Genomic DNA, 21,096 nt, shown 5'->3' on the forward strand with positions numbered 1-21,096 from the left:
GCGCGCTGGGCAAGAGGTGGGAATCCGTGTCATGCACACGCAATAGCCGAGCAGGACACAACCGAGTGGTCACCGGGCCAGGCCTGGAAACTCGCCGACGGACGGCGAGTCGCTGCAGCGACGTTCAGGCCGTGCGGCACAGCACCGCCGAGCCGGCTGCCTGCGAGGCACGGCCCATGGGCGAGCAGGGGACGACGGTGGGGGAGGGGGTCGCGGTCCGTGAGAGGTGCCGCGCGAAGACGACGAAACGCAGGACCGCGAACCGTGCGACACCGGCGAGTGCGGAGGCGGACAGGTAGACGACCTGCTCGACCAACGCACTCGGTGCCACGACCAGTTGATGCAGGACGCACATCGCCACGCAGGTCACCGCATACGCGGCAGCAGCGGACCCGGCCGACTGCGCATGCTGACGCAAGGTCACATGCCGACCTGCGCCGAAGGTGAACCGGGCGTGCAACACGGTGGCGACGAGCGTGGACGCCGCGGTGACCAGGGCGTTGGCCAGAACCCAGGGCATCCATGAAGCGAGGGCCACCACGGCGAAGCTGGAGGCGAGCCCCACCCCGCCGCCGCAGAGCACGAAGCGGGCAAAGGCGTTGAGGGCACCAGGTGCCACCTGTTGCTGTCTCTGCGCTGCCGCCATGATTCCCCCCGGTCACCCACTCCGCGACAGGTCCGTCTCTCGACCTGCGCGCCCCCTGTTCATCTTTCCGTGAATCGAAAAGCTACGTTGCATTCGCGAGTTCGGCAACGCAATTTCCGGGCGCAGTCGGCCTTTGTGCAGGTGGAAGCGCGGAAATCATTGCAATGGAGCGTGGGGTAATGCAACGAGCCCGCCTGTTCGTCGTTGCAATGGATGGGCATCGTCGGCGACCTCGGGCTTGGACCTACGTGAGAATGGCCGAGGTTGGTAAAGGAGCCACCAGCCGTTCGCTCACCGACGGTGCCGCGGTACTCCCGCTCTTCGCTCCGGTCCTCTCCGCCGTCGTGACTGTACGGGGCATCCGAGGAGCCGGCGATGTCCGGCGGACAGGCATCTCCGGCCCGACCGAGGGCATGAGCAGGGCCAGGAGCATCGGGCGGTCGGATCGCCGCCAGTCACCACATGACACGAGGAGAGGCGAAGATGACCCTCGAGCATCCGGCCGAGAGAGGTGGGCGCAAGCGCGGCCCCTTCGAGGAACTCGCCGAGCGCGCGTCGAACTTCACCAGCAGCCCGGCGTTCTTCGGCATCTGCCTGTTGCTGGTCGGCATCGTCATCGGCGTGCACATCGCCAAGGCGCCCCTGACCTGGATGATGCTCGCCGGTGAGTCCATGACCGCCGTCACGCTCCTGCTCCTGGCACTGCTCAAGAACAGTGAGCGGCGTGCCGAGCACGCCGTTCAGCAGAAGCTGGATGCCATAGCCGCCGCCCTGCTGGAGACGGGACGCGGTGAGCCGGGCCCGGCCCAGCGCTCCCTGCGCACCGCCATCGGCATCGAGGAACAGACCTGACTCCACCCCATGGCGCGCGGGCCGTCGGAAGCTGTCGGCGTGAGGCGCACTCGCCGAGGCGCGCACCCCCCGGACGAGTCCGCTGTGCCCTCGACCCGGTTCGGGCCGGTGGGCCCGGCTTCGTCGCTGATGTCGACCTGGTGGTAACGGACTTCGACGTTTGCTGCGCCCCGGGTCTCGCTCATCGGGGTGCAGTCCGACTCCTGTGGACCACGAGGCCCACTCGTCGACGCACACGTAGCGCCGCCAGACCGTCTCCGGGACCGCCGGGCCCGTGGCGTGGAGAGTCAGACGTCCCATGACCGTTCCGGCAGCCGACACGCCGGCCGGACAGACCGCGTACTGATCACCGGATCTGATCTTGCAGGTACTCGGTGAGGGCTGTCCCCGGCCGGAACGTGGCCACGCCGTCAGCGGCCTGGAACGTGCCGAAGCTCCCGAGGTGGACGGGCTCCCTGCCCTTGAGCGCCTGGGCGATGGTCCCGGCCTGCTCCACGGTGCCGAAGAGCAGGTCGAGGATCCGGCTGATGTCGTCCGCGGCGAGGTGCCGACCGTTCGGGTCGTCGGCGGCACGGCGAGCGGTCATCTGGGTGAGCTCCGACTTGTCCACGTTGGCGTTCCCCTCGCGTCTGGGTGGCAGCGCTTCAACGCTTCCACCATCGCGGCAGGCCGGACCGGACGCATCTTCGGGCGGGCGCCGGCTCACCGGGCGGCGCCACGTACTGTGCCCACGGTTCGCGGGTGGCGGAGGCGTCGTAGGACTCGGCATCGATGCCGTGGGCTCTCGTCGTGGTCGGACTCCATGCCGGTCGTCTCGGCCGGGGCCGGCGGCGGTGCGCGGTCGTGCACAGGTGTGTTGGGCACGCGCGCGCAGCAGCCGCCGGCTTTGGCGACGGTGGCTCAGATGCCGCAGTTGGGGGCGGACCAGTAGGGGGAGGGGTCGAGTGCGACGTGGGTGTGGTCGTTGTGGCCGGGGTAGCCCGGGCCGAGGATCTCCGAGAAGCCGTGCGTGCGGGCCTGCTGGGCGAGGCGGCACAGGGTGGGGGAGCCCGTCAGGTCGGCGGCGTCGCCGTACAGGTGGCGGCTGGTGGACGAGCCGCCTACGGCGCTGTTGCAGGCGTAGGAGCGGAAGCCGCTGGAGACGGTGAGCGGGACGTCGCCGAGCGCGTGCCGCATGGCCTCCAGTTTCCACATCGTCTTGAGCGCGTTCGCCTTGGCGGTGGCCGCGGAGACCGCGCCGCCCGACCAGTCGGAGTTGCAGCGGTTGAGCTCGGCGTAGGAGAAGTGGATCGGCGTGCAGTCAGCGTCCTGCAGCGCGTAGAGCTTGCTGAAGGTCGCCGGTCCCGCGACCCCGTCGGCGGCGAGGCCGTAGGCGGACTGGAACTTGCTCACGGCGGCGGCCGTGCGGGCGCCGTACTGGCCGTCGTAGGAGAGGCGTTCGCCGGACGTGACCCAGCCCGCGACCCGGATCTGCAGCTGGGTGACATCGCTGCCGGAGGCGCCCTGGGAGAGGGTGCGACTCCAGGTGTAACACTCGTCGGCGTGTGCGGTGCCCGCGGTGGCGCCCACGCCGACCACCACACCCGACGTGATCATGACAAACGCGGTGAGGAGACGTGCGATCCGTCTGAACATCCAGGCCTCCGGGTCGTCGACTTCCGGTCGGTGTGACCACCGCTCTCGCGGCGGTGATCGGTGCCCAGCCTGAGCCCAAGTGCTACGCGCGTCAACGGTGCGGCCGTGGCGGGACGGTGAACGGTGGCGGCTTTTGGGGCTTCCCCACGTGATGGACCGTGACTGGCTCTGACAAAAGCGTTGATCATGTGACCGTCGGCTTGTCCGCTCGCGTGCGTCCGCACCCTGGACGCCGGCTCCGGGAACCCGAAGGAGCATCAGGGCGCCTACAGCGTCGCGTACCTGGAATGACAGCCAGACCTACGTCAGTGACTACGGGTCGGCGGTACTCGGTCCGACCCTCACGATCGGGCTGGGCCTGAGCTCGCCTTCATGCAGCTGACGTCGCTTGCTGTCGCCGAAGTACGGCCGGCCGACTCCGGGCTCGCCGGGGCCTGGTGGACACCACCCGGCAGATCGGCAGCCCTGAGCATCCTGGCCGCAACCGTCACCGCCGCCTCCGAGGCACATCAGCCCCACCTGCACGCTCTGACCGCCGGACACCGCACCGTCTTCGGGGCTCCGCGCTGGTCCTGGTGGCCGCCGCAGCCCTCGTTCCGCTGCTCATCGCCACCGTGCCGGTGCCCCCTTGCCGCTCACCACCACCGCGCAACGATGCCGCCCACCTCGCACCCGGAATCGCAGCCAGTAACTGGCTCCGAGGACAAGCTCCTCATGGACCTGCAGCACCTGCACTGAATGCCCCACGGGCGAACGAGACGTCGAACGGGTCAGAACGCGAATTGTGGCCGGGCTGGCGCCGGGGCGAGCACGCGCCGAGTCGGGATCAGGCGGGCGGAGGCGCCGGGTGCTGGTCCGTAAACCCTCCAGGGCACGCCAGGCTGGCCATGTCCCAGCCGGCGCGCCCGGCTCCTGCCCGGTGGGCACTGTCGTAGGTGGTTGCGTCGAACGCTGGCAGCGAGCCGAATCTTGCCGACGACCTGCGCAAACCGGTGCAGCGCCTCCTTGCAGTCCCGCCTTCCGCCGAGCGGAATCGGCGGGAAGAGCTCCATGAGCCTTCCTTCCTGCTCTGAGGCTCTGGCTGAGCGCGGATACCGGCGGACTTATCCATATGGCGGACCCCGCCGCGCAAGGCACGCCACCAAGCTCGGCTGTGGAAAAGCGTCGGCTTGGCGCGGTTGTGCTCGGGCATCGGAAACTGGGGACCGGGGAGCGAGTCCCGCGGGAGTGATCAACGTTGGGTGTCCCTTGGAAGGCAAGCGCCCTGCGGACGTGCTCCGGTTGCAGTAGGCCAAGGCATCACTCACTGACCTGCCGGGCAGGCAAGACGTTGTTCAGTGCGGAACCCGTCTCGGGGGGAGCAGTCGTGTCCACAGCCGGGCGGGATGCCACCGCTTCACCGAGGGAAGGGGATGACACCCCGCTGCGGCGCGTCCTCGGTCCCAAACTGCTCGTCCTGTTCGTGATCGGTGACATCCTCGGCACCGGCATCTACGCCACCACCGGTCAGGTCGCCGGCAAGGTCGGCGGGGCGCTATGGCTGCCGTTCGTCATCGGGTTCGCCGTGGCCATCCTGACAGCGGCCTCGTACGTCGAGCTCGTCGGCAAGTACCCGCAGGCGGCCGGAGCCGCGCTCTACACGCAGAAGGCGTTCCAGGTCCCGTTCCTCACCTTCATCATCTCCTTCATGGTCATGTGCTCGGGCCTGTCCTCGGCGAGCGCGGCGGCCCGCGCCTTCAGCGGCGACTACCTCGCCGAGTTCACGGACGTCCTGCCGTCCACCCTCGTCGCGATCCTGTTCATCCTCTCCCTGGCGGCCCTCAACCTGCGGGGCGTGTCGGAATCCGTGAAGACCAACATGGTGCTCACCCTGGTCGAGCTGACCGGCCTGCTCGTCATCCTCACGATCGGCGCCGGGGCGGTCCTGACCGGTGACGGTGACCCGGGTCGGCTCGTCGAGTTCCAGGCGGAGGGCACCGGTTCCGCCCTGATCACCAGCGTGCTGGGGGCGACCGCCCTGGGCTTCTTCGCCTTCGTCGGCTTCGAGGACTCGGTCAACATGGCCGAGGAGACCAAGGACCCGGCGCGGACGTTCCCGCGCGCCATCTTCACCGGCGTCGCCGTCACCGGCACCCTTTACGTCCTGGTCGCCCTGATCTCCTCGCTGCTCGTCGACTTCCGCGTACTGGAGGACTCCAGCGGCCCGCTGCTGGAGGTCGTCAAGGCCGGCGGCATCGACTTCCCGCCCAAGCTGTTCGCGCTGATCGCCCTGTTCGCCGTCACGAACTCGGCCCTGATCAACATCATGATGGCGTCCCGCCTCTGCTACGGCATGGCCAACGAACGCATCCTGCCCCGCGGCATGGGCCGTGTCCTCCCCCGGCGCCGCACCCCGGTCGTCGGCATCGTCTTCGTCTCGCTCCTTGCCGTCGGCCTGGTCTCCACCGGAGAGATCGCCGGCCTCGGCGACACCACGGCCTTCCTGCTCCTGTGCGTTTTCAGCGTCGTCAACATCGCCGTCCTCGTCCTGCGCCGCGATCGCGTCGAGCACCAGCACTTCCGCACGCCGACCGCCCTGCCCGTGCTCGGCGCGATCACCGCCCTCATCCTGGCCAGCCCGCTGTCCGACCGGCCCGCGGACGTCTACATCAGGGCGGGCGTGCTGCTGGCGATCGGAATCGGCCTGTGGGTAATCAACAAAATGGTGATGAGACTACGCGGCGAAGCGTGAGTCGCACCGTCTTCCCGGTGAGGTGGGAACATACCGAGCAGCCGGGCAAGCCACGAGACCCCCAGCCTGCGAAGGTGTCCCGCTCGACGTTCTGATCGCCGGCGACGGCTCCGCAGCCAAAGGAGAAGGTCGTGACGGCCGTGGTCGGTCAGTGCCATCACTGCGGTTACGGGCGCGGGCAAGCCTTGGACGCCGCCTCCACGGGATGACTCCGCGGATCATGTCCCAACGCGGCACCGGTGTTCCCGTAGGGGACTTCTCCGGTGCCCCGCGATCGCAGCGGACGGAGCGGGCAGCCGTGGCGGTCATGCCGTGAGCGCGGTGCTCGCTGACGTTCGGGCAGAGCCCTACTCCTGCCCCGGGACCGCCATCTCCCCGAGGAGCGACCAGTCATCCTGCGGAACGGTCGCGTTCACGATGCGCGGCGTCTCGACAAGGTGTGGCGGCAGCGTCTGCTGCGCAGCCTTGAAGTGCGCGGACTGCACATGTGCGGCCCCGGCCGCGTCGTCGCGGAAGGCCTCGACCAGGACGTACTCCGTCGGATCGTCCACGCTGCGCGACCAGTCGAACCACAGGCAGCCGGGCTCGGCGCGCGTCGCCCGGGTGAAGTCAGTGGTGATCTCGGGCCAGCGCTCAGCGTGCTCGGGCCGGACTCGGAACTTGGCGGTGATGAAGATCATGGGATTCCTTTGGCTGAGTTCTGTGCGCCCGGCATCAAGACAGGCGTTGTGTAGGGCACCGGCAGGACGACGAACCGATCCGAGGGCAGGCTGACCTCGGTCACGTTCCGCCCACGCCGGCAGGCTCGCGCCGACACGATCGTACGAGCTCGGCCTGCCGGTACCGGCTTGTGGACTTCACGACGCCGGCCGCGTCGCGGTAATGATGGACGGATCGTCACGACCGGAGTACCAACTTGCCGTCGGCGTACGGAAGGACGTTCGCACGCGGCAGGTGCACCAGGACCTCGTCTCCGGTCGGAACTCCCTCCTCGCGGGGCCTCTTGGCCCTGACGGGTTGCCCGGCGACCTCCAGCTCGAGCACGCGCTGCGCGCCGTGGTCGCTGACGCCCCGCAGCCGGCCGGGGAAGGTGTTGGGGCCGGGGTCGGTGACGATCTTGACGTATTCGGGCCGGACGCCGACCTGGACGGCGGTCGTGCTCCGGGGGATGTCCCAGGCGACGGACAGCGGCCGGCCGCCCAGCGCGAAGGGCCCGTCGCCGCGGTCCACGGTCAGGAAGTTCATCGCCGGTGAGCCGATGAAGTAGCCGACGTAGGTGGCGGAGGGTGCCTCGAACAGCTGCTCGGGGGTGCCTTGCTGCACGGCTTGGCCGTCCTTCATGACGAGCAGTTCCTGCGCGAAGCTCATCGCCTCGTACTGGTCGTGTGTCACATAGATCACCGTGGGCCGGAACTGCTCGGTGATCTCTCGGATCCTGCGCCGCAGCGAGTGCTTCAGCTGCGGGTCGATGACGGTGAGCGGCTCGTCCATCAGGACGGCCGCCACGTCGTCACGGACCAGGCCGCGGCCGAGTGAGATCAGCTGCTTGTCGTCGGCGGTGAGCCCGCGAGCGGGCTGCGCCAGCCGGTCGTGCAGGTCCAGGGCCTCGGCGACCTGCCGGACCTTGGCGTCGATCCTCGCCTTGTCCCAGCGCCGGCACTGCAGCGGGAAGGCGAGGTTGTCGTAGACCGTCATCGACTTGTAGATGACGGGGAACTGGAAGACCTGGGCGATGTTGCGCGCCTTCGTGGGCAGGGCGGTGACATCGGCGCCGTCGAACAGCACCCGTCCCCTCGACGGTCTGACCAGGCCGGAAAGGATGTTCAGCAGCGTCGTCTTGCCGCAGCCCGAGGGTCCGACCAGTGCATAGGTCTTGCCGGATTCGAAGGTCAGCCTCAGCGGCTTGAGAGCCCACCGCTCCTCCTCGGCGCCCGGCGCGTACGTGTGCCCGACGTCGACGATGTCCAACTGCGCCATGTCAACGGCCTTCCACTGAAGCGAGATCGTATGAAGGTGTCCGGACGAGCGCCTCCTGCTCGTCGAAGGCGAACAGCCGGTCGGGACGGAGCCGGAGTTTGACGAGGTCGCCGAGGGTGACGTCGTGGATGCCCTCGATCTGGACGACGAAGGGGGTCTCGCCGACACGCACATGGACAAAGGTCTCGGAGCCGGAGATCTCGACGTACGTGACCTCGCCCTCGACTCCGCTGGAAGCCAGGCTGACGTCGGTGGCGCGCAGGCCGAACCGGTAGGCACCGTCGGGCAGGTCGGCCAGGTGCGCGGAGATGTGCGTGGCCTGGAAGCCGGCCACCGTGACCTGGCCGCCCTCGAGTCGCCCCGCGAAGATGTTCATGGGCGGGTCGTTGATGATGGACGCCACCGTGGTGGTCGCCGGGCGCTCGAAGACCTCCTGCGGGGTGCCGGTCTGGAGGATCCGCCCCTCGTGCATCACAAGGACCACGTCCCCGAGCATCATCGCCTCGGCGGGTTCGGTGGTCGTGTAGATGACGATCGTGTCGCCCTGGTCCGAGAAGAGTGCCTTGAACTCGTCGCGCAGCTGTTCGCGCAACTTGTAGTCCAGGTTCGCAAGCGGCTCGTCGAGCAGGAGGATGCCGGTGTCGCGGGCCAGGGCGCGAGCCATCGCGACGCGCTGCTGCTGGCCGCCGGAGAGCTGGGAGGGCTTGCGCTTCTCGTAGTCGGCGAGCCCCACGCTCGCCAGGCTCTGCCGGACCCGGCGCCGGATGTCGTCCCGTGACAGTCCGGCCCGCTTCAGCGGGAAGGCCACGTTGTCGAACACATCGAGATGCGGGTAGTTGATGAACTGCTGGTAGACCATGGCGATGTCGCGCCGCCACACCGGCGTCCTCAGGAAGTCGGCTCCCGCCCGGGTCAACGAGCCGGAGTCAACTTTCTGCAGGCCGGCCAGGGCCCGCAGCAGCGTCGTCTTCCCGGCCATCGTCCGGCCGATGACGGTGTGGAGCCGTCCCGGCTGGAAGGTGGCGGTCACGTTCTTGAGGTGGTCGACGCCGTCGACGGTCAGGCACAGATCAGTGGCGTTGAGATTCATCGGACCGCTCCCGACAGGTTTCCCTTGGACAGCAGGCGCTCCACCCAGAGGGCGAGCAGGATCAGCGGTGCCACGCCGAAGAGCGCGGCGGCGGACAGCGTCCACCACGGTGGAATGGAGGAGTTGAGGGCGACGACCGCCTGGGGCAGGGTCTGGACCTCGGTGAAGGTCAGCCGGAAGGCGAAGAAGAAGTCGTTCCAGCCGAACACGGCGCAGAACATCGCCCCGACGGTCAGCCCGGGCAGGGAGTTCGGCAGGATCGCCCGTACGAACGTCTGGAACGGGGGGCAGCCGTCCAGCATCGCCATCTCGTCGATCTCCCGGGGGATGCCGTTGAAGAAGTCGACCATCACCCAGACCGCGATCGGCAGCAGCAACGCGACCGTCACGATGACCAGGCCCGCGATGGTGTCCAGGAGGCCACCCCACTGCAGGAGGTAGAAGAAGGGGATCACCAGGACGACGGGCGGCATGATCCGTTGGGAGACGAAGAAGAAGACGATGTCGCCGTTCTTGATGAAGCCCAGCTTGAACCGGTACCGGGACAGCGCGTAGGCGGCCAGGGACCCCAGCGCCAGGCTGATGGCCGATGCGGCGACGGTGACGACGGCACTGTTGATGAAGGGACCGATCACATCGACGCCGCCGGCTCCGCCGAAGATGTTGCGCCAGCCGGTGAGGGTGGGCTCGTACTGCACCCAGGGGACGTAGGTGGGACCGCCCTGGACGGCGTTGGCGCTTTTGAAGCTGGTCGTCATCGCCCAGAAGAACGGTCCCGCGACGAAGCAGGCCCACAGGGCGATCACGGTGTACTTGAATACGGGATAAAGGCGCGACCTCATGAGTCCCCCTTCAACTTGAAGGCCCTGGTGAGCAGGGCGGCGACGACCGTGAGCGTGACGATCATCAGGACGAGGTAGGTCAGGGACATCGCCCCGCTGTAGCCGGTCTGCTGATCGCGGAGCCCCTGGATGTAGAGGTAGTAGCCCGGGGTCTCCGTGGAGGAGCCCGGCCCGCCGGACGTCAGGACGTAGACGCTGTCGGAGAGCTTGGACGCCTCGATCAGCCGGATGATGACCGCCGCGACCGAGACCGGTGCCATCAGCGGGAAGGTCACCTTCCAAAAGGTCCGCCAGGTGCCGGCGCCGTCAATCGCCGCGGCCATGAAGGGTTCCTTGGGCAGGCTCAGCAGGCCGGCCAGCAGCAACAGAAACATGAACGGGGTCCACTGCCAGACCTCGACGGTCATCAGCGCGACCAGCGCTGGACTTGACTCGGTGAGCCAGGGAATTCTCGTCAGGCCCAGCATCCCCAGCAGGTCGTTCAACGGCCCGAGAGACTCATGGAAGATCGTCTGCCAAATGGCGGCCATCACCACGGGCGTGGTCATCATGGGGACGAGAAAGAGCACCCGCCAGAATCTGCGGCCGTGTACCTCGCGCCAGACCAGCAGGGCCATACCGAACCCGATGAGGTACTGGATCAGGACCGTGCCGCCCGCCAGCAGGACCAGCCGGGTGATGGAGGCCCAGAAGCGGCTGTCGTGCAGCATCGCGGTGTAGTTGGCGCCTCCGATGAAGTCCATCTGCGGGTTGCTGACGTTCCACCCGGAGAAGCTGACGCGGATGGTGAACAGAAGCGGGAAAACGATGATCAGAAAGAGCGTGAGCAATCCCGGCAGCAGGAACAGGCTCTTGTGTCGGCGTAGGCCGTCCATGGATCTCCTTGCGGAAGAGGGGCACCCCCGGGTGGCCGGCCGGTCCGGTCCGGCCACCCGGGGCGTCCTGCGGTCGGATCAGGAGTAGTCCTCGAGCGCGACGACGTTGCGATAGGCGCTTCGGACCTTGTCCTCGCCGATCTGATCGGTGATCTTGGACCACTCCTCGGCCACGCCGTCCAGCGCGCGCTGCGGGGACTCCTGGCCCGCCAGCGCTGCGGCGACGCCGTTGGCCAGCGCGGACATGTACTGGTTGACACCGGGAACGCGCAGGTCGAAGACGCGGTTGGTGCTCTTCTCCATGCCGGAGAGCGTGCGCACGTAGGACTCAGCGACGTCCTTGTCCCAGCCCTGCTTCTCCCAGAACGCCGCGTCGAAGTGGGCGTAGCGGTAGGGGTTGACACCGAATCGGCCGACGGTCAGATCCAGGGTGGTGTTGGCCTCGTTGCTGAAGAAGCACAGGTAGTCGAAGGCCATCTCCTGGTGGCTGGACGCCTTGGCCACCGCGGAGGTCCATCCCCAGGTGAAGTAGGCCGCCTGGTTCGCCTTCTTGTCCCACGACTTCGTCGTGCGGTTGTAGACCTCCGTGGAGCCCGGCAGCGGCGCCGCCTGGACCTCGTTGCGGATCCTGCTGTCCGGCTGCTGGGCCTGGATGAAGGCGTCGTCCCAGGAGTAGGACATCAGCGTCTGGCCGCCTCCGAAGGAGAAGATCTCGTCTCCCAGACCGAAGTTGGCGCCACCGGGTGCCCAGGCAGACTCGGCCTTCACCATGTCGTCCAGGGCGCGGACGAAGCCCGGCGTGTTGATCAGCGGCTTCATGGTCTTGACGTCGAAGAAGACACCGCCCTTGACGTCCGGGTTCTTCACGTACGGCGCCGCACGGCTGATGAACGCCGAGAAGGTCAGGTCGTCGCGCTTGGTCACCTCGGCACTGCCGTAGTTGGGCTTGCCGTCGCCGTCGAGGTCCTTGCCGCTGAAGAATTCGGCTGTCTCCTGGTACTCGGCCCACGTCCTCGGGACCTGAAGGTCCTTGCCCGTGGCCTTCTTGTACTCCGCCTGCCGCTCGGGGTCCTTCAGGACATCGGTGCGGACCTTGAGGTAGTGCCGGTCACCGTCCACCGGGTACTGCACGACCTTCCCGTCCCAGGTCGCCACGTCCATGTAGGCGGGGGTGACGTCCTTCATGCCGGGGCTGTTCAGGTACTTCTCCGGCACCGGGGCCAGATACGGGGCCATGTCGCCGATCCACAGGGACGGGTAGAACATGACGTCGTACGCCGACTGGCCCGCCTGGAGAGGCGTGAGGATCTTCTGATGCAGCTCACCGAAGGGGACGTTGACCACCTGCACCTTCCCGCCGGTGATGTCCTCGAACTGCCTGGCGTGCAGTTGGGTCGGCTCGCCGATGACGGGAACGGCGTGGCTGATGATCTTCAGTGTCTGTCCGGAGTAGTCCTTGCGGCTGATCGCGTCGTAGCTGCAGGGTCCAGGGACGTCCTTGACCTTCGTCGCCGGGTAGTCCTTGCCGTACTTCTGGTAGCTGATCTCCGAGCCGGGCTTGAAGAGCCCGGCCTTCTCCTTGGGCTTGTGCTGTGACTCGTTCTGGGCGGTGCACGCGGTGGCGGTCAGGGCCGCGACGGCGACGACGGCGATCAGGCTTGTGCACGGTCTGCTGCGCATGGGGCTTCTCCCGCGGTGTCAGGGGATCAAGATCGCTCGGCCGCGAACGGCTCCGGCGCCGAGGTCGTCGAGGGGCTGCCGGAAGGAGGCGAGGGGGTATCGCTGGGTGTGCAGGGTGACCTTGCCCTCGGCCGCCAGGACCATCAGCTCGGAGAGGTCGTTGTAGGACCCCACGAGGTTGCCTATGAAGTTGATCTCCGTAGAGATGACGTCGATCGTCGGAACGTGGAGGTGGCCGCCGTAGCCGATGACGTAGTAGCTGCCGTTGCGGCGCAGGCAGGCCACGCCGGTCTCGACGGCGCCCCCCTCGCCGACGAAGTCCAGGACGGCCTCCGCCCCGTGACCTCCGGTGACGTCCCGTACGCGGTCGGCTTCGCTTCCGTCCGTGACGAGGGTGTGGTCGGCGCCGAGTTCCTTGGCCAGCGCGAGGGCCTCGGGGCTGCGGTCGATGACGATCATCTCGACCGGCGACAGGGCCCGCAGCACCTGGATGCCTATGTGTCCGAGTCCGCCGGCGCCGATGACCACGGCCTTGTCACCGGGCCGCAGTGCCCGGGCCGCCTTCGCGACGGCGTGGTACGCGGTGAGCCCGGCGTCGGCCAGGGCCGCCACCGAGGCCGGCTCCAGGGACGGGGCGAGGGGCACGACCGAGCGAGCGCTGGTCTTCATGTACTCGGCGTAGCCCCCGTCGGCGTCGATGCCGGGGAAGGCCGAGTTCATGCAGTGCACGTCATCGCCGGCCCGACAGGCGCGGCACAGACCGCAGGTCACCAGCGGGTGCAGGATGACCGGGTCACCGATCTTGACGTGGGTGACGGCCTGCCCAACCTCCGCGACCCAGCCGGCGTTCTCGTGACCGATGGTGTACGGAAGGGCGACCCCGCTCTTGTCCTTCCACTGTCCTTCGAGGATGTGCAGATCGGTCCGGCAGACTCCGGCGCCCCCGATCTTCACGATCACATCCAGCGGACCGGTGATCTGCGGGTCCGGCACGTCCACGAGCACCGGTGGCTCGTCGTACGCGATGACCTGCACGGCTTTCATGACGGCTCCCAACGAGTCGGCGGGTGGGTGGTGTGCCGATTACACAGGCCGCCGATCACGGGTCGATGTCTCAGAAACCGTCCGCGGATGTCTCAATGTGATACACGCTGTATGCGCCACGCCGTAGAACTGGTCCAATCACTGCACCGACGGATTGTGACGCGCGCAGTACGGGAGTGTTAATGCCCCGCCGACCCGGAGGCTCACTGAGAGCAGCCAGAGAGCTCTACCTGGAAGTGACCAAGGATCCAGGCGCCCGGCCGCTCGTCGTGGCTTCATGGCATCGCTCGATGGAATACGAAGTAAAGCCGGGCAGCCTCGACGCCCCGTACCTCGACAACCCCAACCTGGACAGCCCCCTCGCCAGGGCGGCGCTGCCGATCCTGGACAGGCTGCACGAGCAGCTCGCCGACGACCCGGTCTCCACGATGATCACAGATCGCAACGGCGTGGTCCTCTCCCGGAAAGTCTCCCACGAGGGGCTGACGACGAGCCTCAACCGCGTGCACCTGGCCCCGGGCCATGTGTTCGCCGAGCGGTACGTGGGCACCAACGGCATCGGGACCGCGCTGGCCAGCGGCCGCCCGGTCATGATCGCCGGAATGGAGCACTACGTCGAGGCGCTGCGGGACTTCCACTGCGCGGCTGTACCCATCCTGCATCCCACCCGGCGCACCCTGCTGGGAGCCTTCAACCTCACCACCATCCGTCAGGGCTCCGACGGCATGCTGATGGCCTTCGCCCGTTCCGTCGCGGCGCAGATCGAGGCCGAGATCGCGGCGATCACCTCGCGGGGCGAGCGGGCTCTTTTCCACGACTACATGGAGGCGTGCTCCTCGGCGCGCCCGGGACCCGTGCTGGCCCTCAGCCGCGATGTCGTCATGATGAACGAGCAGCTCAGCGCCGCCGTGACCGGGCCGGATCACTATGCGCTGCTCGACCACGCCCGTGAGATCGCCGACCATCCCCGGCTGGAGGGCACCCGCAGCATCGCCCTGCCCTCGGGACGGGTCGCCGAACTCAGGGTCAGTCGCTGTCGGCGCGAGGACAGCGACGCGGGCGCCGTCTTCCGAGTCCGGCTGATCGGACGGCTCCAGCCCACACCTGCGATCTCGGCCGCGCCCGCCCGCTCCGACCTGGGACTGGTGGGCTCGTCCCCGCACTGGCTGCGCGCGGTCGCCGACAGTGAGACAGCGTTCGTCGCCGGGGCATGGCTTCATCTCCTCGGCGAAGCCGGTGTCGGCAAGAGGACGCTGGTCGCGGCCCTGCACCGAGCCCACGGCGCCGGACGTCGGCTGGAGATGACGGAAGCGCCGCCGACGGATTCACCAGCCGTCACCGAGCGCTGGCTGCACGACATCAGAGAGCTGCTCGTCGTGTCGTCCAACGTGCTCGTCCTGAGCGATGTCCACCTGTTGGGCGACCGGCTGCGGCAGCGGCTGACGAACCTGCTGGTGCGGTTGGACGGCAGCGCGACCGGGCAACTGGTCATGATGAGCCAGCCGTCGATGGTCGGCGCCGACGACCAGCTCGACCAGCTCTGCGGCGCCACGGTTGAGGTGCCTGCCCTCCGTCACCGCTTCGGGGACATCGAGCAGCTGGCGCGGTTCTTCCTGCGCAGGTACCGGCCGAGCGGCGAGAGCAGCTTCTCCCCGGAGTCGCTGAGCATGCTGCAGCGATGCCCCTGGCCGGAGAACGTCCGGCAGCTGGAGTCGGTGATCCGGGGCCTGGCGCGGCGGCCTTCTGGCCGGATGATCCACGTGGAGGACCTGCCGCCGGAATGCCGGGTGTCGTCGAACAAGGTCCTCACAACCATCGAGGCGCTGGAACGCGACGCCATTCTGCGTGGGTTGATGGACCGCAACTCCAACGTCCAGCGAACCGCGCAGGACCTTGGGATTTCCCGCGCCACGATGTACCGCAAGATGCGTCGCTACGGGATCGTCCCATCGGGCCTGACATGACGGGCCGTTCCGGCACCGGCTGTCGGCCGCGGGCGAAGAACCAGGGGGAAGAGCCCGCTCGAGCTCTCCATGGGAAAGCACGATGCCGAGGGGGTGAGGGCGCGGTCAGCCGAGCTTGAGAAAACCGGCTTCGACGATGGTGCGGCCGAAGGGTCTCGCGAGTTCGGCGAGACGCTCACAGTCGGCGTCACCCAGGGCCGCGTAGGCCGGAAGAGCCAGGCGGTCGGTGCGGTCCTCGATATCGTTCAGGGCGGGCACGTCGTGGATTCCCGCTCGCCGCAGACCCGCGTACCGTCGCCTCGCTTCGGGGACGAAGTGGATCATGGCGTGTACGGGATTCCCTCGGGATGGGACAAATCAACCTCGGTGCGACAGAGCTCGTTCACCGGCCGCGTTGGCCACGGCCGGATTCGCGGCGCTCGGGCTGCCGCTACTCCCGCAGACTTTTGGTGTTCACCGTGGTGGCTGCAGTCAGCGTGTTGCTCCTGCGCCCCTTCGCGCTGCTCGGCACGGCAGAACCCGACCGGCGGCACCCGTCCCGCTGCTGTCTTCACGCACTGTGGCGGCATCATCGTCCCGCCCGGTTGAACCGACCGGACCGTCTTCGCCCACGGCAACCCCCTATGGCGTCTCCCACAAGGACCACGGTGGCGACAACCCGGTCGGCGACGTCCAGGCGGCCGGAGCGCGCCACCTCGGCGGCCGTGCCACGCAGGTCGCCTCATCGCCCCCTGGCGGCCGCGCCACGGCACAGCCACACCCCCTCTCGGCAGGCCGTCGTCCTTCTCCGGGCGGCGGCCCGCCTCTCACGTGCGTCCTGGGGATGTCGGCGAGACCATGAGGGGGTGACGACCGGCCCGGGTGACCGTCCGATCTCGGACTATGCGCTGCTCTCAGACTGCCAGGGCGCAGCGCTGGTCGACCTGGACGGTTCCGTCGACTGGCTGTGCCTTCCGCACTTCGACTCCCGGGCGGTCCTGGCCCGGCTGCTGGGGCCGCAGGCCGGCCACTGGGCCATCCACCCGGCAGGCCCCTACACCGCGCACCGCCATTACCTACCCCGCAGCCTGGTGCTGCGCACACAGTTCTCCACCCGCACCGGCACCGTGACCGTCACCGACGCGCTCGCCACCGGCCTGAACGAACGCGGCCACAACCTCGGCGAGCACGCTCCGCATCTGTTGCTGCGCGTCGTGGAGTGCACCGGCGGCCAAGCGGACATCGAGCTGGAGTTCGCGCCCCGCCCCGAATACGGCCTGGTGACGCCCCTGCTCATCCCGGTGGAAGGCGGACTGCGCTGCCACGGCGGCCCGGACACCCTGAGTCTGTGCTGCCCGCTGCCCCTGAAGGTCACCGACACAGCCCGCGCCACGACCCGCCTCCGTGCCGGCCACAGACTCGCCTTCGCCCTGCGGCAGGTGCCCGCCGGCGGCCACCCCACCCTCCTGACGCAGAACGAGATCGTCGCGTACCTGCAGGACACCATCAGCGGCTGGCGCTCCTGGTCCGAGCTGCACCAGACCTACCAGGGCCCGTGGGAAGAACTGGTCCACCACAGCGGCCGGGTCCTGCAGGGCCTGACGTTCCAGCCGACCGGCGCGATCGTCGCCGCCCCCACCACCTCACTGCCGGAAACCGTCGGCGGCGTCCGCAACTGGGACTACCGCTTCGCCTGGGTGAGGGATGCCTCCTTCACCCTGGACGCCCTGTGGGTGGCCGCCTGCCCCGACGAAGCCGAAGCCTTCTTCCGGTGGATGGCCCAGGTCGCCGCGAGCGACACCGCCCACTGTGAGGCCATGCAGATCATGTTCGGTATCCGCGGCGAACGCGATCTGGCCGAACGGGAGCTGCCCCAGCTGCCCGGCTGGCGCGGCAGCCGCCCGGTCCGCATCGGCAACGGCGCCTGGCAACAGCGTCAGCTCGACGTCTACGGCGAACTGCTCGCGGCCGCCCACCGCCTGCGCGACTACCTCGGCGACCTGGACGACCCCACCACCGCCTTCCTCATCGCCTGCGCCGACATGGCCGCCACCTCCTGGGATCGACCCGACCAAGGCATCTGGGAAGTCCGCAGCCACCCGCAGCACTTCGTCTACTCCAAGCTCATGTGCTGGGTCGCTCTCGACCGCGCTCTGGCCCTCGCCGACGCCCTCCACGCCCACGACCGCGTCCCCCACTGGACCAAGGCCCGCGACGACATCCGCGCAGCGATCGAGGAACACGGCTGGAGCGAGCAGGCCGGCGCCTACACGCAGGCCTTCGGCAGCGACGTCCTGGACGCCTCCGCCCTGATGATGCCGATCGTCGGCTTCCTGCCCGCCGAAGCGCCCCGCATACGCGCCACCATCGACGCCGTCCGCGACCGGCTCACCGGCAATGACGGCCTGGTCTACCGCTACCTGGGCGTCGACGACGGCCTGCCCGGCGAGGAAGGCACCTTCCTGCTGTGCACCTTCTGGCTGGCCCACGCCCTGGCCCTGTCCGGCGATACGCGAGCGGCCCGCGAGGTGTTCGAACAAGCCGCGCGCTGCGCCAACGATGTGGGGCTTCTGGCCGAGGAAGTCGATCCGCACAGCGGTGAGCTGCTCGGCAACTTCCCGCAAACCTTCAGCCATATCGGCCTGGTGAACGCCGCTTGGGCCATCCACCAGGCCGAAGCCGCACCCGCAGGCCGCTGAAAACCCTGTGGGCCGCCCGGTGCATTCCACCGGCTCTCGCCGGTTGCCGGCGTGCTACTTCCCCTTGGTTCCCATCTGCAGCAAAGCCGCCAACGCCTTTGCCCACGGGTTGGCTTCCTCCTGGCTGCCCGGCATGGACGAGTCGACGCCAGTCCAGGCCTCACCCCTTTGCGTACGAGCCGCACACGGCTGGTGCCCCGACCCGGGAAGGAAGGCCGGGGCACCACCCGACCAGCCCGACGCAGACGTCCGCCAGGATCGCTGCCGTGCTCTGCCGCCCGGGTCAAACCGTGACCGCAGAAGGGAACCCGAAGGAGGGGCGAGAAGCGGGAGGCGAGAGGCGGTAGGTGGTCGCGCCGCCCGGGGGGTTTCCGGCCCGTTCACCCGGACCCGTGAGACTTCGGCCGAACGTTCACATGCGGCAGTTTTCCCGTTCGGGAACGAGAGCCCCCGGTTCTCACGGACGATGGACGGGACATGATCGCGCACGCACTCCATCTCACCCGACCCGACCGCCCGCACTGTCGCGGAGCGGCCGCGACAGGAGTGCTGCCTGCCGCAGGAGTGTTGCCCGCCGCTTTCTTCGCCCTCGTGGCGACGGCGCTGGCAGCCGCCGGCCACCACCTGGTGTTCGCGGGTAAGGCGTCCGCCGTCGACTGTCTGGTCGCGGCGATGGTTCTCTTCGTCGGCGGTCTGCTCCGTGCGCCCGGGCGCGGATCCCTCCCGGCGGACTGCGCCACCCTCACCCTCGCTCAGGTGTCCGCCTGCGGACTGTTCGCCTGCCTCAGCCCCGGTGCGACTCCCGTGGGCGCGGCTCTGCACGGCGCACTCAGTTTCGTTGTCCACCTCGTGATGACGCTGATCACGGCCTGCGCTCTCCGTGCGGCCGCAGCCTCCCGATCACCTCTGTCCGCGGTGCTTCAGGAGCAGCTGCGCGCCCTCGCCCACCGTCTCCGCGCCCTGACCGTCGCCTGCACCACAACGGTGCCGACCGTCGCCCCGGGTCGGCCCACCGGCGTCTGGAGCGGCTGCAACGAGGAACCCCGCTCCGAAGTACTGGTAACCGGCACGACCGGGCGCCGGGGCCCGCCCTGAGCCGTACGCCGTCCCGGTACCGAGGACGCATCAGCGGTCGGCTCACGCTGCCGAAGCCACTGTCTTGCGCGGCGCGTTGCCCACCGCTGCTTCATGCGGCATGTGTCTCAGGTTCCCCCCGTCCCCCGCCCCAGGGCCCATACGCCCCGGGCAGCCTTCTTGCGCGCGCCCCCCGCCTCGGCCGTGCGCCGTGCTCCCCCGCGAATCAGGAGTCCCTGTGTCCACACCGCGTATCGACATCGTGCATCCCGGCGAGCTGACGTCCGCAGACATCGATCTGTGGAACGAACTGCGGACCGCTACCGCCACCGCGGCCAACCCCTTCATGAGCGCTCAGTTCAGCCAGGCCGTGGGCCGCGTGAGGTGCGACACCCGGGTGGCGGTCCTGCGCCGGGGCAGGAGTACGGTCGGCTACTTCCCTTATCAGCGGGGCCGGTGGGGGAGCGGCGGGGCGGTCGGCCTCGGCGTCTCCGACTGCCAGGGTGCCGTCCTGCATCCTGACCTGAGCGTCGACCCGCACCACTTGATGCGTGCTTGCTCCCTCAGTGCCTGGGAGTTCAACCACCTCGAAAGCGGCCAGGACCTCTTCCTGCCCTATTCCACCGGCCAGTTCGCCTCACCCGTCATCGACCTCAGGGGTGGGTTCGAGGCGTACGAGAACCATCTGCGCTCCCATTCCCACGGCTTCCTCAAGGCGGCCCGGTCCCAGGAACGCCGGATGGCCCGGAACCTCGGCCCGCTGCGCTTCGTCTACGACGAACGCGAGCCGGCAGCCCTGCGCGCCCTCGTCACCTGGAAGTCCGCCCACTACCGCCGCACCGGCCGCCGGGACCCCTTCGCCCAGCCGTGGATCGCCCAGCTCGTCGACCTGCTCTCCTCGACCGCCGCACCGGACTGCTCCGGGATCCTGTCGGTGCTCTACGCGGCCGACCGGCCCGTCGCCGCCCACTTCGGCCTCCGCTCCCGCACCGTCTTCTCCTGCTGGTTCCCCTCTTACGACCGGTCCGCCGCCACCTACTCGCCCGGCCGCATCCTCTACCTGCGCATGATCGAGGCCGCCGCCGCGTCCGGCATCCACCTGTTCGACTTCGGCAGGGGTGAGGCGGCCTACAAGAACTCCTTCAAAACGGGCGACCTCATCGTCCACGAAGGAGCCCTGCGCACGACGGGTCCGGGTGCCGTCCTCCACTGGCTGCGCCGCGAGCCGATGCGGGTCGCCCACCGGCTGGTGCGCGACCACCCGACCCTGAAGACTGCGGCCGTACGAACGCTCAGGGCAGTCGGCACGATCCGCGATCGCTGACACACCTGAAGCTCGCGGGCCGCGTCGACATGAAACAGCTCCTGCGCTGCGGCTCAGGCCGGAAGACGGGACCCTCGATCTCCCGCCCCACACCCGGGCGGGGAACGTCCGGCCGATAGTGGACAAGGATGGCCTGCCGTACGAGGGCTACCCGAGGACGTCGCCGAAGCGATCGGCCTGCAGCGGTCCCGGCGTCGACCATGCCTGAGCCGGGCGGAGCGAGAGCATTCGGCCGTTTCAGTGGCGGGCCTGTGCCGCTGTCAGGTCGTTTCGGGCGGCGCGCTCACAGGAGGCGGCCGGGCGGGGACTGCAACGCTCCGCCGGTACGGAAACCTCAGCACCACATGCCAAAGGCGGCTGCCACATCGGGCAGCCGCCTGGCTCTACATCCTCGTGCCGGTCAGCCCCGAACGATGTTCTGGGCCTGCGGACCCTTCTGGCCCTGGCCGATGTCGAAAGTGACGTGCTCGCCCTCGGTCAGCTCGCGGTATCCGCTGCCCTTGATCTCGGAGTAGTGCGCGAAGACGTCCGGGCCTCCGCCGTCCTGCTCGATGAAGCCGAAGCCCTTTTCGGAGTTGAACCACTTCACGGTGCCGCTGGCCATACTGGTCGATCCTTCGTTCATGCCCGGGAACAGCCCTTCATCCGGGCATGCTCCGACTCACTGCAATCGCAGGAGCCACC

Annotated in this window: 18 protein-coding genes and 1 pseudogene; 6 read left to right on the forward strand and 13 right to left on the reverse strand. The window is 68.6% G+C overall.

From position 1 onward, the window contains the following. Positions 1–124 precede the first annotated feature (124 nt). Positions 125–646 carry a GtrA family protein gene (locus ACIHAR_RS07815; protein ID WP_400017792.1) on the reverse strand — a complete coding sequence of 174 codons (522 nt, stop codon included), beginning with the start codon at positions 644–646 and terminating at the stop codon, positions 125–127. A 483-nt stretch (positions 647–1,129) separates the two neighbouring features. Here ACIHAR_RS07815 and ACIHAR_RS07820 point away from each other — a divergent pair, with 483 nt between their 5' ends. Then, the gene (locus ACIHAR_RS07820; RefSeq protein WP_365453002.1) at positions 1,130–1,498 is read left to right on the forward strand and encodes a low affinity iron permease family protein; all 369 of its coding nucleotides are present in this window, start codon (positions 1,130–1,132) and stop codon (positions 1,496–1,498) included. 346 nt (positions 1,499–1,844) lie between these two features. Here the strand turns inward: ACIHAR_RS07820 and ACIHAR_RS07825 are convergent, their stop codons facing one another. From ACIHAR_RS07825 to ACIHAR_RS07835, 3 genes and pseudogenes are all read right to left on the reverse strand, one after another. Next, entirely contained in the window at positions 1,845–2,108 is a 264-nt protein-coding gene (locus tag ACIHAR_RS07825; protein ID WP_365452996.1) for a hypothetical protein, read from the reverse strand. A gap of 290 nt (positions 2,109–2,398) precedes the next feature. Continuing rightward, positions 2,399–3,133: a D-Ala-D-Ala carboxypeptidase family metallohydrolase gene (locus ACIHAR_RS07830; RefSeq protein ID WP_400017794.1), complete on the reverse strand. Its 735-nt coding sequence runs from the start codon at positions 3,131–3,133 to the stop codon at positions 2,399–2,401. A 920-nt stretch (positions 3,134–4,053) separates the two neighbouring features. Next, positions 4,054–4,185: pseudogene (locus tag ACIHAR_RS07835) on the reverse strand (DUF5996 family protein); the annotation flags it as partial. 314 nt (positions 4,186–4,499) lie between these two features. Between ACIHAR_RS07835 and ACIHAR_RS07840 the strand changes: the two are divergent. Further along, positions 4,500–5,864: an APC family permease gene (locus tag ACIHAR_RS07840; RefSeq protein ID WP_400017796.1), complete on the forward strand. Its 1,365-nt coding sequence runs from the start codon at positions 4,500–4,502 to the stop codon at positions 5,862–5,864. 347 nt (positions 5,865–6,211) lie between these two features. Here the strand turns inward: ACIHAR_RS07840 and ACIHAR_RS07845 are convergent, their stop codons facing one another. From ACIHAR_RS07845 to ACIHAR_RS07875, 7 genes are all read right to left on the reverse strand, one after another. After that, on the reverse strand, positions 6,212–6,544 hold the full coding sequence (locus tag ACIHAR_RS07845) for a putative quinol monooxygenase (protein WP_365452987.1): 333 nt from the start codon (positions 6,542–6,544) through the stop codon (positions 6,212–6,214). Between the two features lie 217 nt (positions 6,545–6,761). Next, positions 6,762–7,841 carry an ABC transporter ATP-binding protein gene (locus ACIHAR_RS07850; protein ID WP_400017799.1) on the reverse strand — a complete coding sequence of 360 codons (1,080 nt, stop codon included), beginning with the start codon at positions 7,839–7,841 and terminating at the stop codon, positions 6,762–6,764. 1 nt (position 7,842) lies between these two features. Further along, complete coding sequence (locus tag ACIHAR_RS07855; RefSeq protein WP_400017801.1) at positions 7,843–8,931, reverse strand: ABC transporter ATP-binding protein; 1,089 nt, start codon at positions 8,929–8,931, stop codon at positions 7,843–7,845. Then, positions 8,928–9,773 carry a carbohydrate ABC transporter permease gene (locus ACIHAR_RS07860; protein ID WP_400017804.1) on the reverse strand — a complete coding sequence of 282 codons (846 nt, stop codon included), beginning with the start codon at positions 9,771–9,773 and terminating at the stop codon, positions 8,928–8,930. Before ACIHAR_RS07860 ends, ACIHAR_RS07855 begins: the two co-directional genes overlap by 4 nt. After that, positions 9,770–10,648, reverse strand: coding sequence for a sugar ABC transporter permease (locus ACIHAR_RS07865; RefSeq protein WP_365452976.1), 879 nt, complete (start codon positions 10,646–10,648; stop codon positions 9,770–9,772). Before ACIHAR_RS07865 ends, ACIHAR_RS07860 begins: the two co-directional genes overlap by 4 nt. A 78-nt stretch (positions 10,649–10,726) precedes the next feature. After that, complete coding sequence (locus ACIHAR_RS07870) at positions 10,727–12,328, reverse strand: extracellular solute-binding protein (RefSeq protein WP_400017807.1); 1,602 nt, start codon at positions 12,326–12,328, stop codon at positions 10,727–10,729. A gap of 18 nt (positions 12,329–12,346) precedes the next feature. Beyond that, positions 12,347–13,372, reverse strand: coding sequence for an NAD(P)-dependent alcohol dehydrogenase (locus ACIHAR_RS07875; RefSeq protein WP_400017809.1), 1,026 nt, complete (start codon positions 13,370–13,372; stop codon positions 12,347–12,349). 290 nt (positions 13,373–13,662) lie between these two features. Between ACIHAR_RS07875 and ACIHAR_RS07880 the strand changes: the two genes are divergently transcribed. Further along, positions 13,663–15,336 carry a GAF domain-containing protein gene (locus tag ACIHAR_RS07880; RefSeq protein ID WP_365452967.1) on the forward strand — a complete coding sequence of 558 codons (1,674 nt, stop codon included), beginning with the start codon at positions 13,663–13,665 and terminating at the stop codon, positions 15,334–15,336. A 105-nt stretch (positions 15,337–15,441) separates the two neighbouring features. Here ACIHAR_RS07880 and ACIHAR_RS07885 read toward each other — a convergent pair whose 3' ends face one another. After that, positions 15,442–15,660, reverse strand: a complete 219-nt coding sequence (locus tag ACIHAR_RS07885; protein WP_400017811.1) for a hypothetical protein — start codon at positions 15,658–15,660, stop codon at positions 15,442–15,444. Positions 15,661–16,181: 521 nt separating this feature from the next. Between ACIHAR_RS07885 and ACIHAR_RS07890 the strand changes: the two genes are divergently transcribed. The 3 genes from ACIHAR_RS07890 (at position 16,182) to ACIHAR_RS07900 (ending at position 20,412) form a co-directional block, all read left to right on the forward strand. Continuing rightward, positions 16,182–18,014 (forward strand): glycoside hydrolase family 15 protein, encoded by a 1,833-nt coding sequence (locus tag ACIHAR_RS07890; RefSeq protein WP_400017813.1) that lies wholly within the window; start codon positions 16,182–16,184, stop codon positions 18,012–18,014. A 567-nt stretch (positions 18,015–18,581) separates the two neighbouring features. Next, positions 18,582–19,109 carry a hypothetical protein gene (locus tag ACIHAR_RS07895; RefSeq protein WP_400017815.1) on the forward strand — a complete coding sequence of 176 codons (528 nt, stop codon included), beginning with the start codon at positions 18,582–18,584 and terminating at the stop codon, positions 19,107–19,109. Positions 19,110–19,326: 217 nt separating this feature from the next. Further along, positions 19,327–20,412 (forward strand): GNAT family N-acetyltransferase, encoded by a 1,086-nt coding sequence (locus ACIHAR_RS07900; protein ID WP_400017817.1) that lies wholly within the window; start codon positions 19,327–19,329, stop codon positions 20,410–20,412. 400 nt (positions 20,413–20,812) lie between these two features. On the opposite strand, the gene ACIHAR_RS07905 is transcribed toward ACIHAR_RS07900, so the two are convergent. Further along, positions 20,813–21,016, reverse strand: a complete 204-nt coding sequence (locus ACIHAR_RS07905; protein WP_055522082.1) for a cold-shock protein — start codon at positions 21,014–21,016, stop codon at positions 20,813–20,815. Positions 21,017–21,096 lie beyond the last annotated feature (80 nt).

Source organism: Streptomyces sp. NPDC052016 (assembly GCF_044548445.1).
GTDB lineage: Bacteria > Actinomycetota > Actinomycetes > Streptomycetales > Streptomycetaceae > Streptomyces.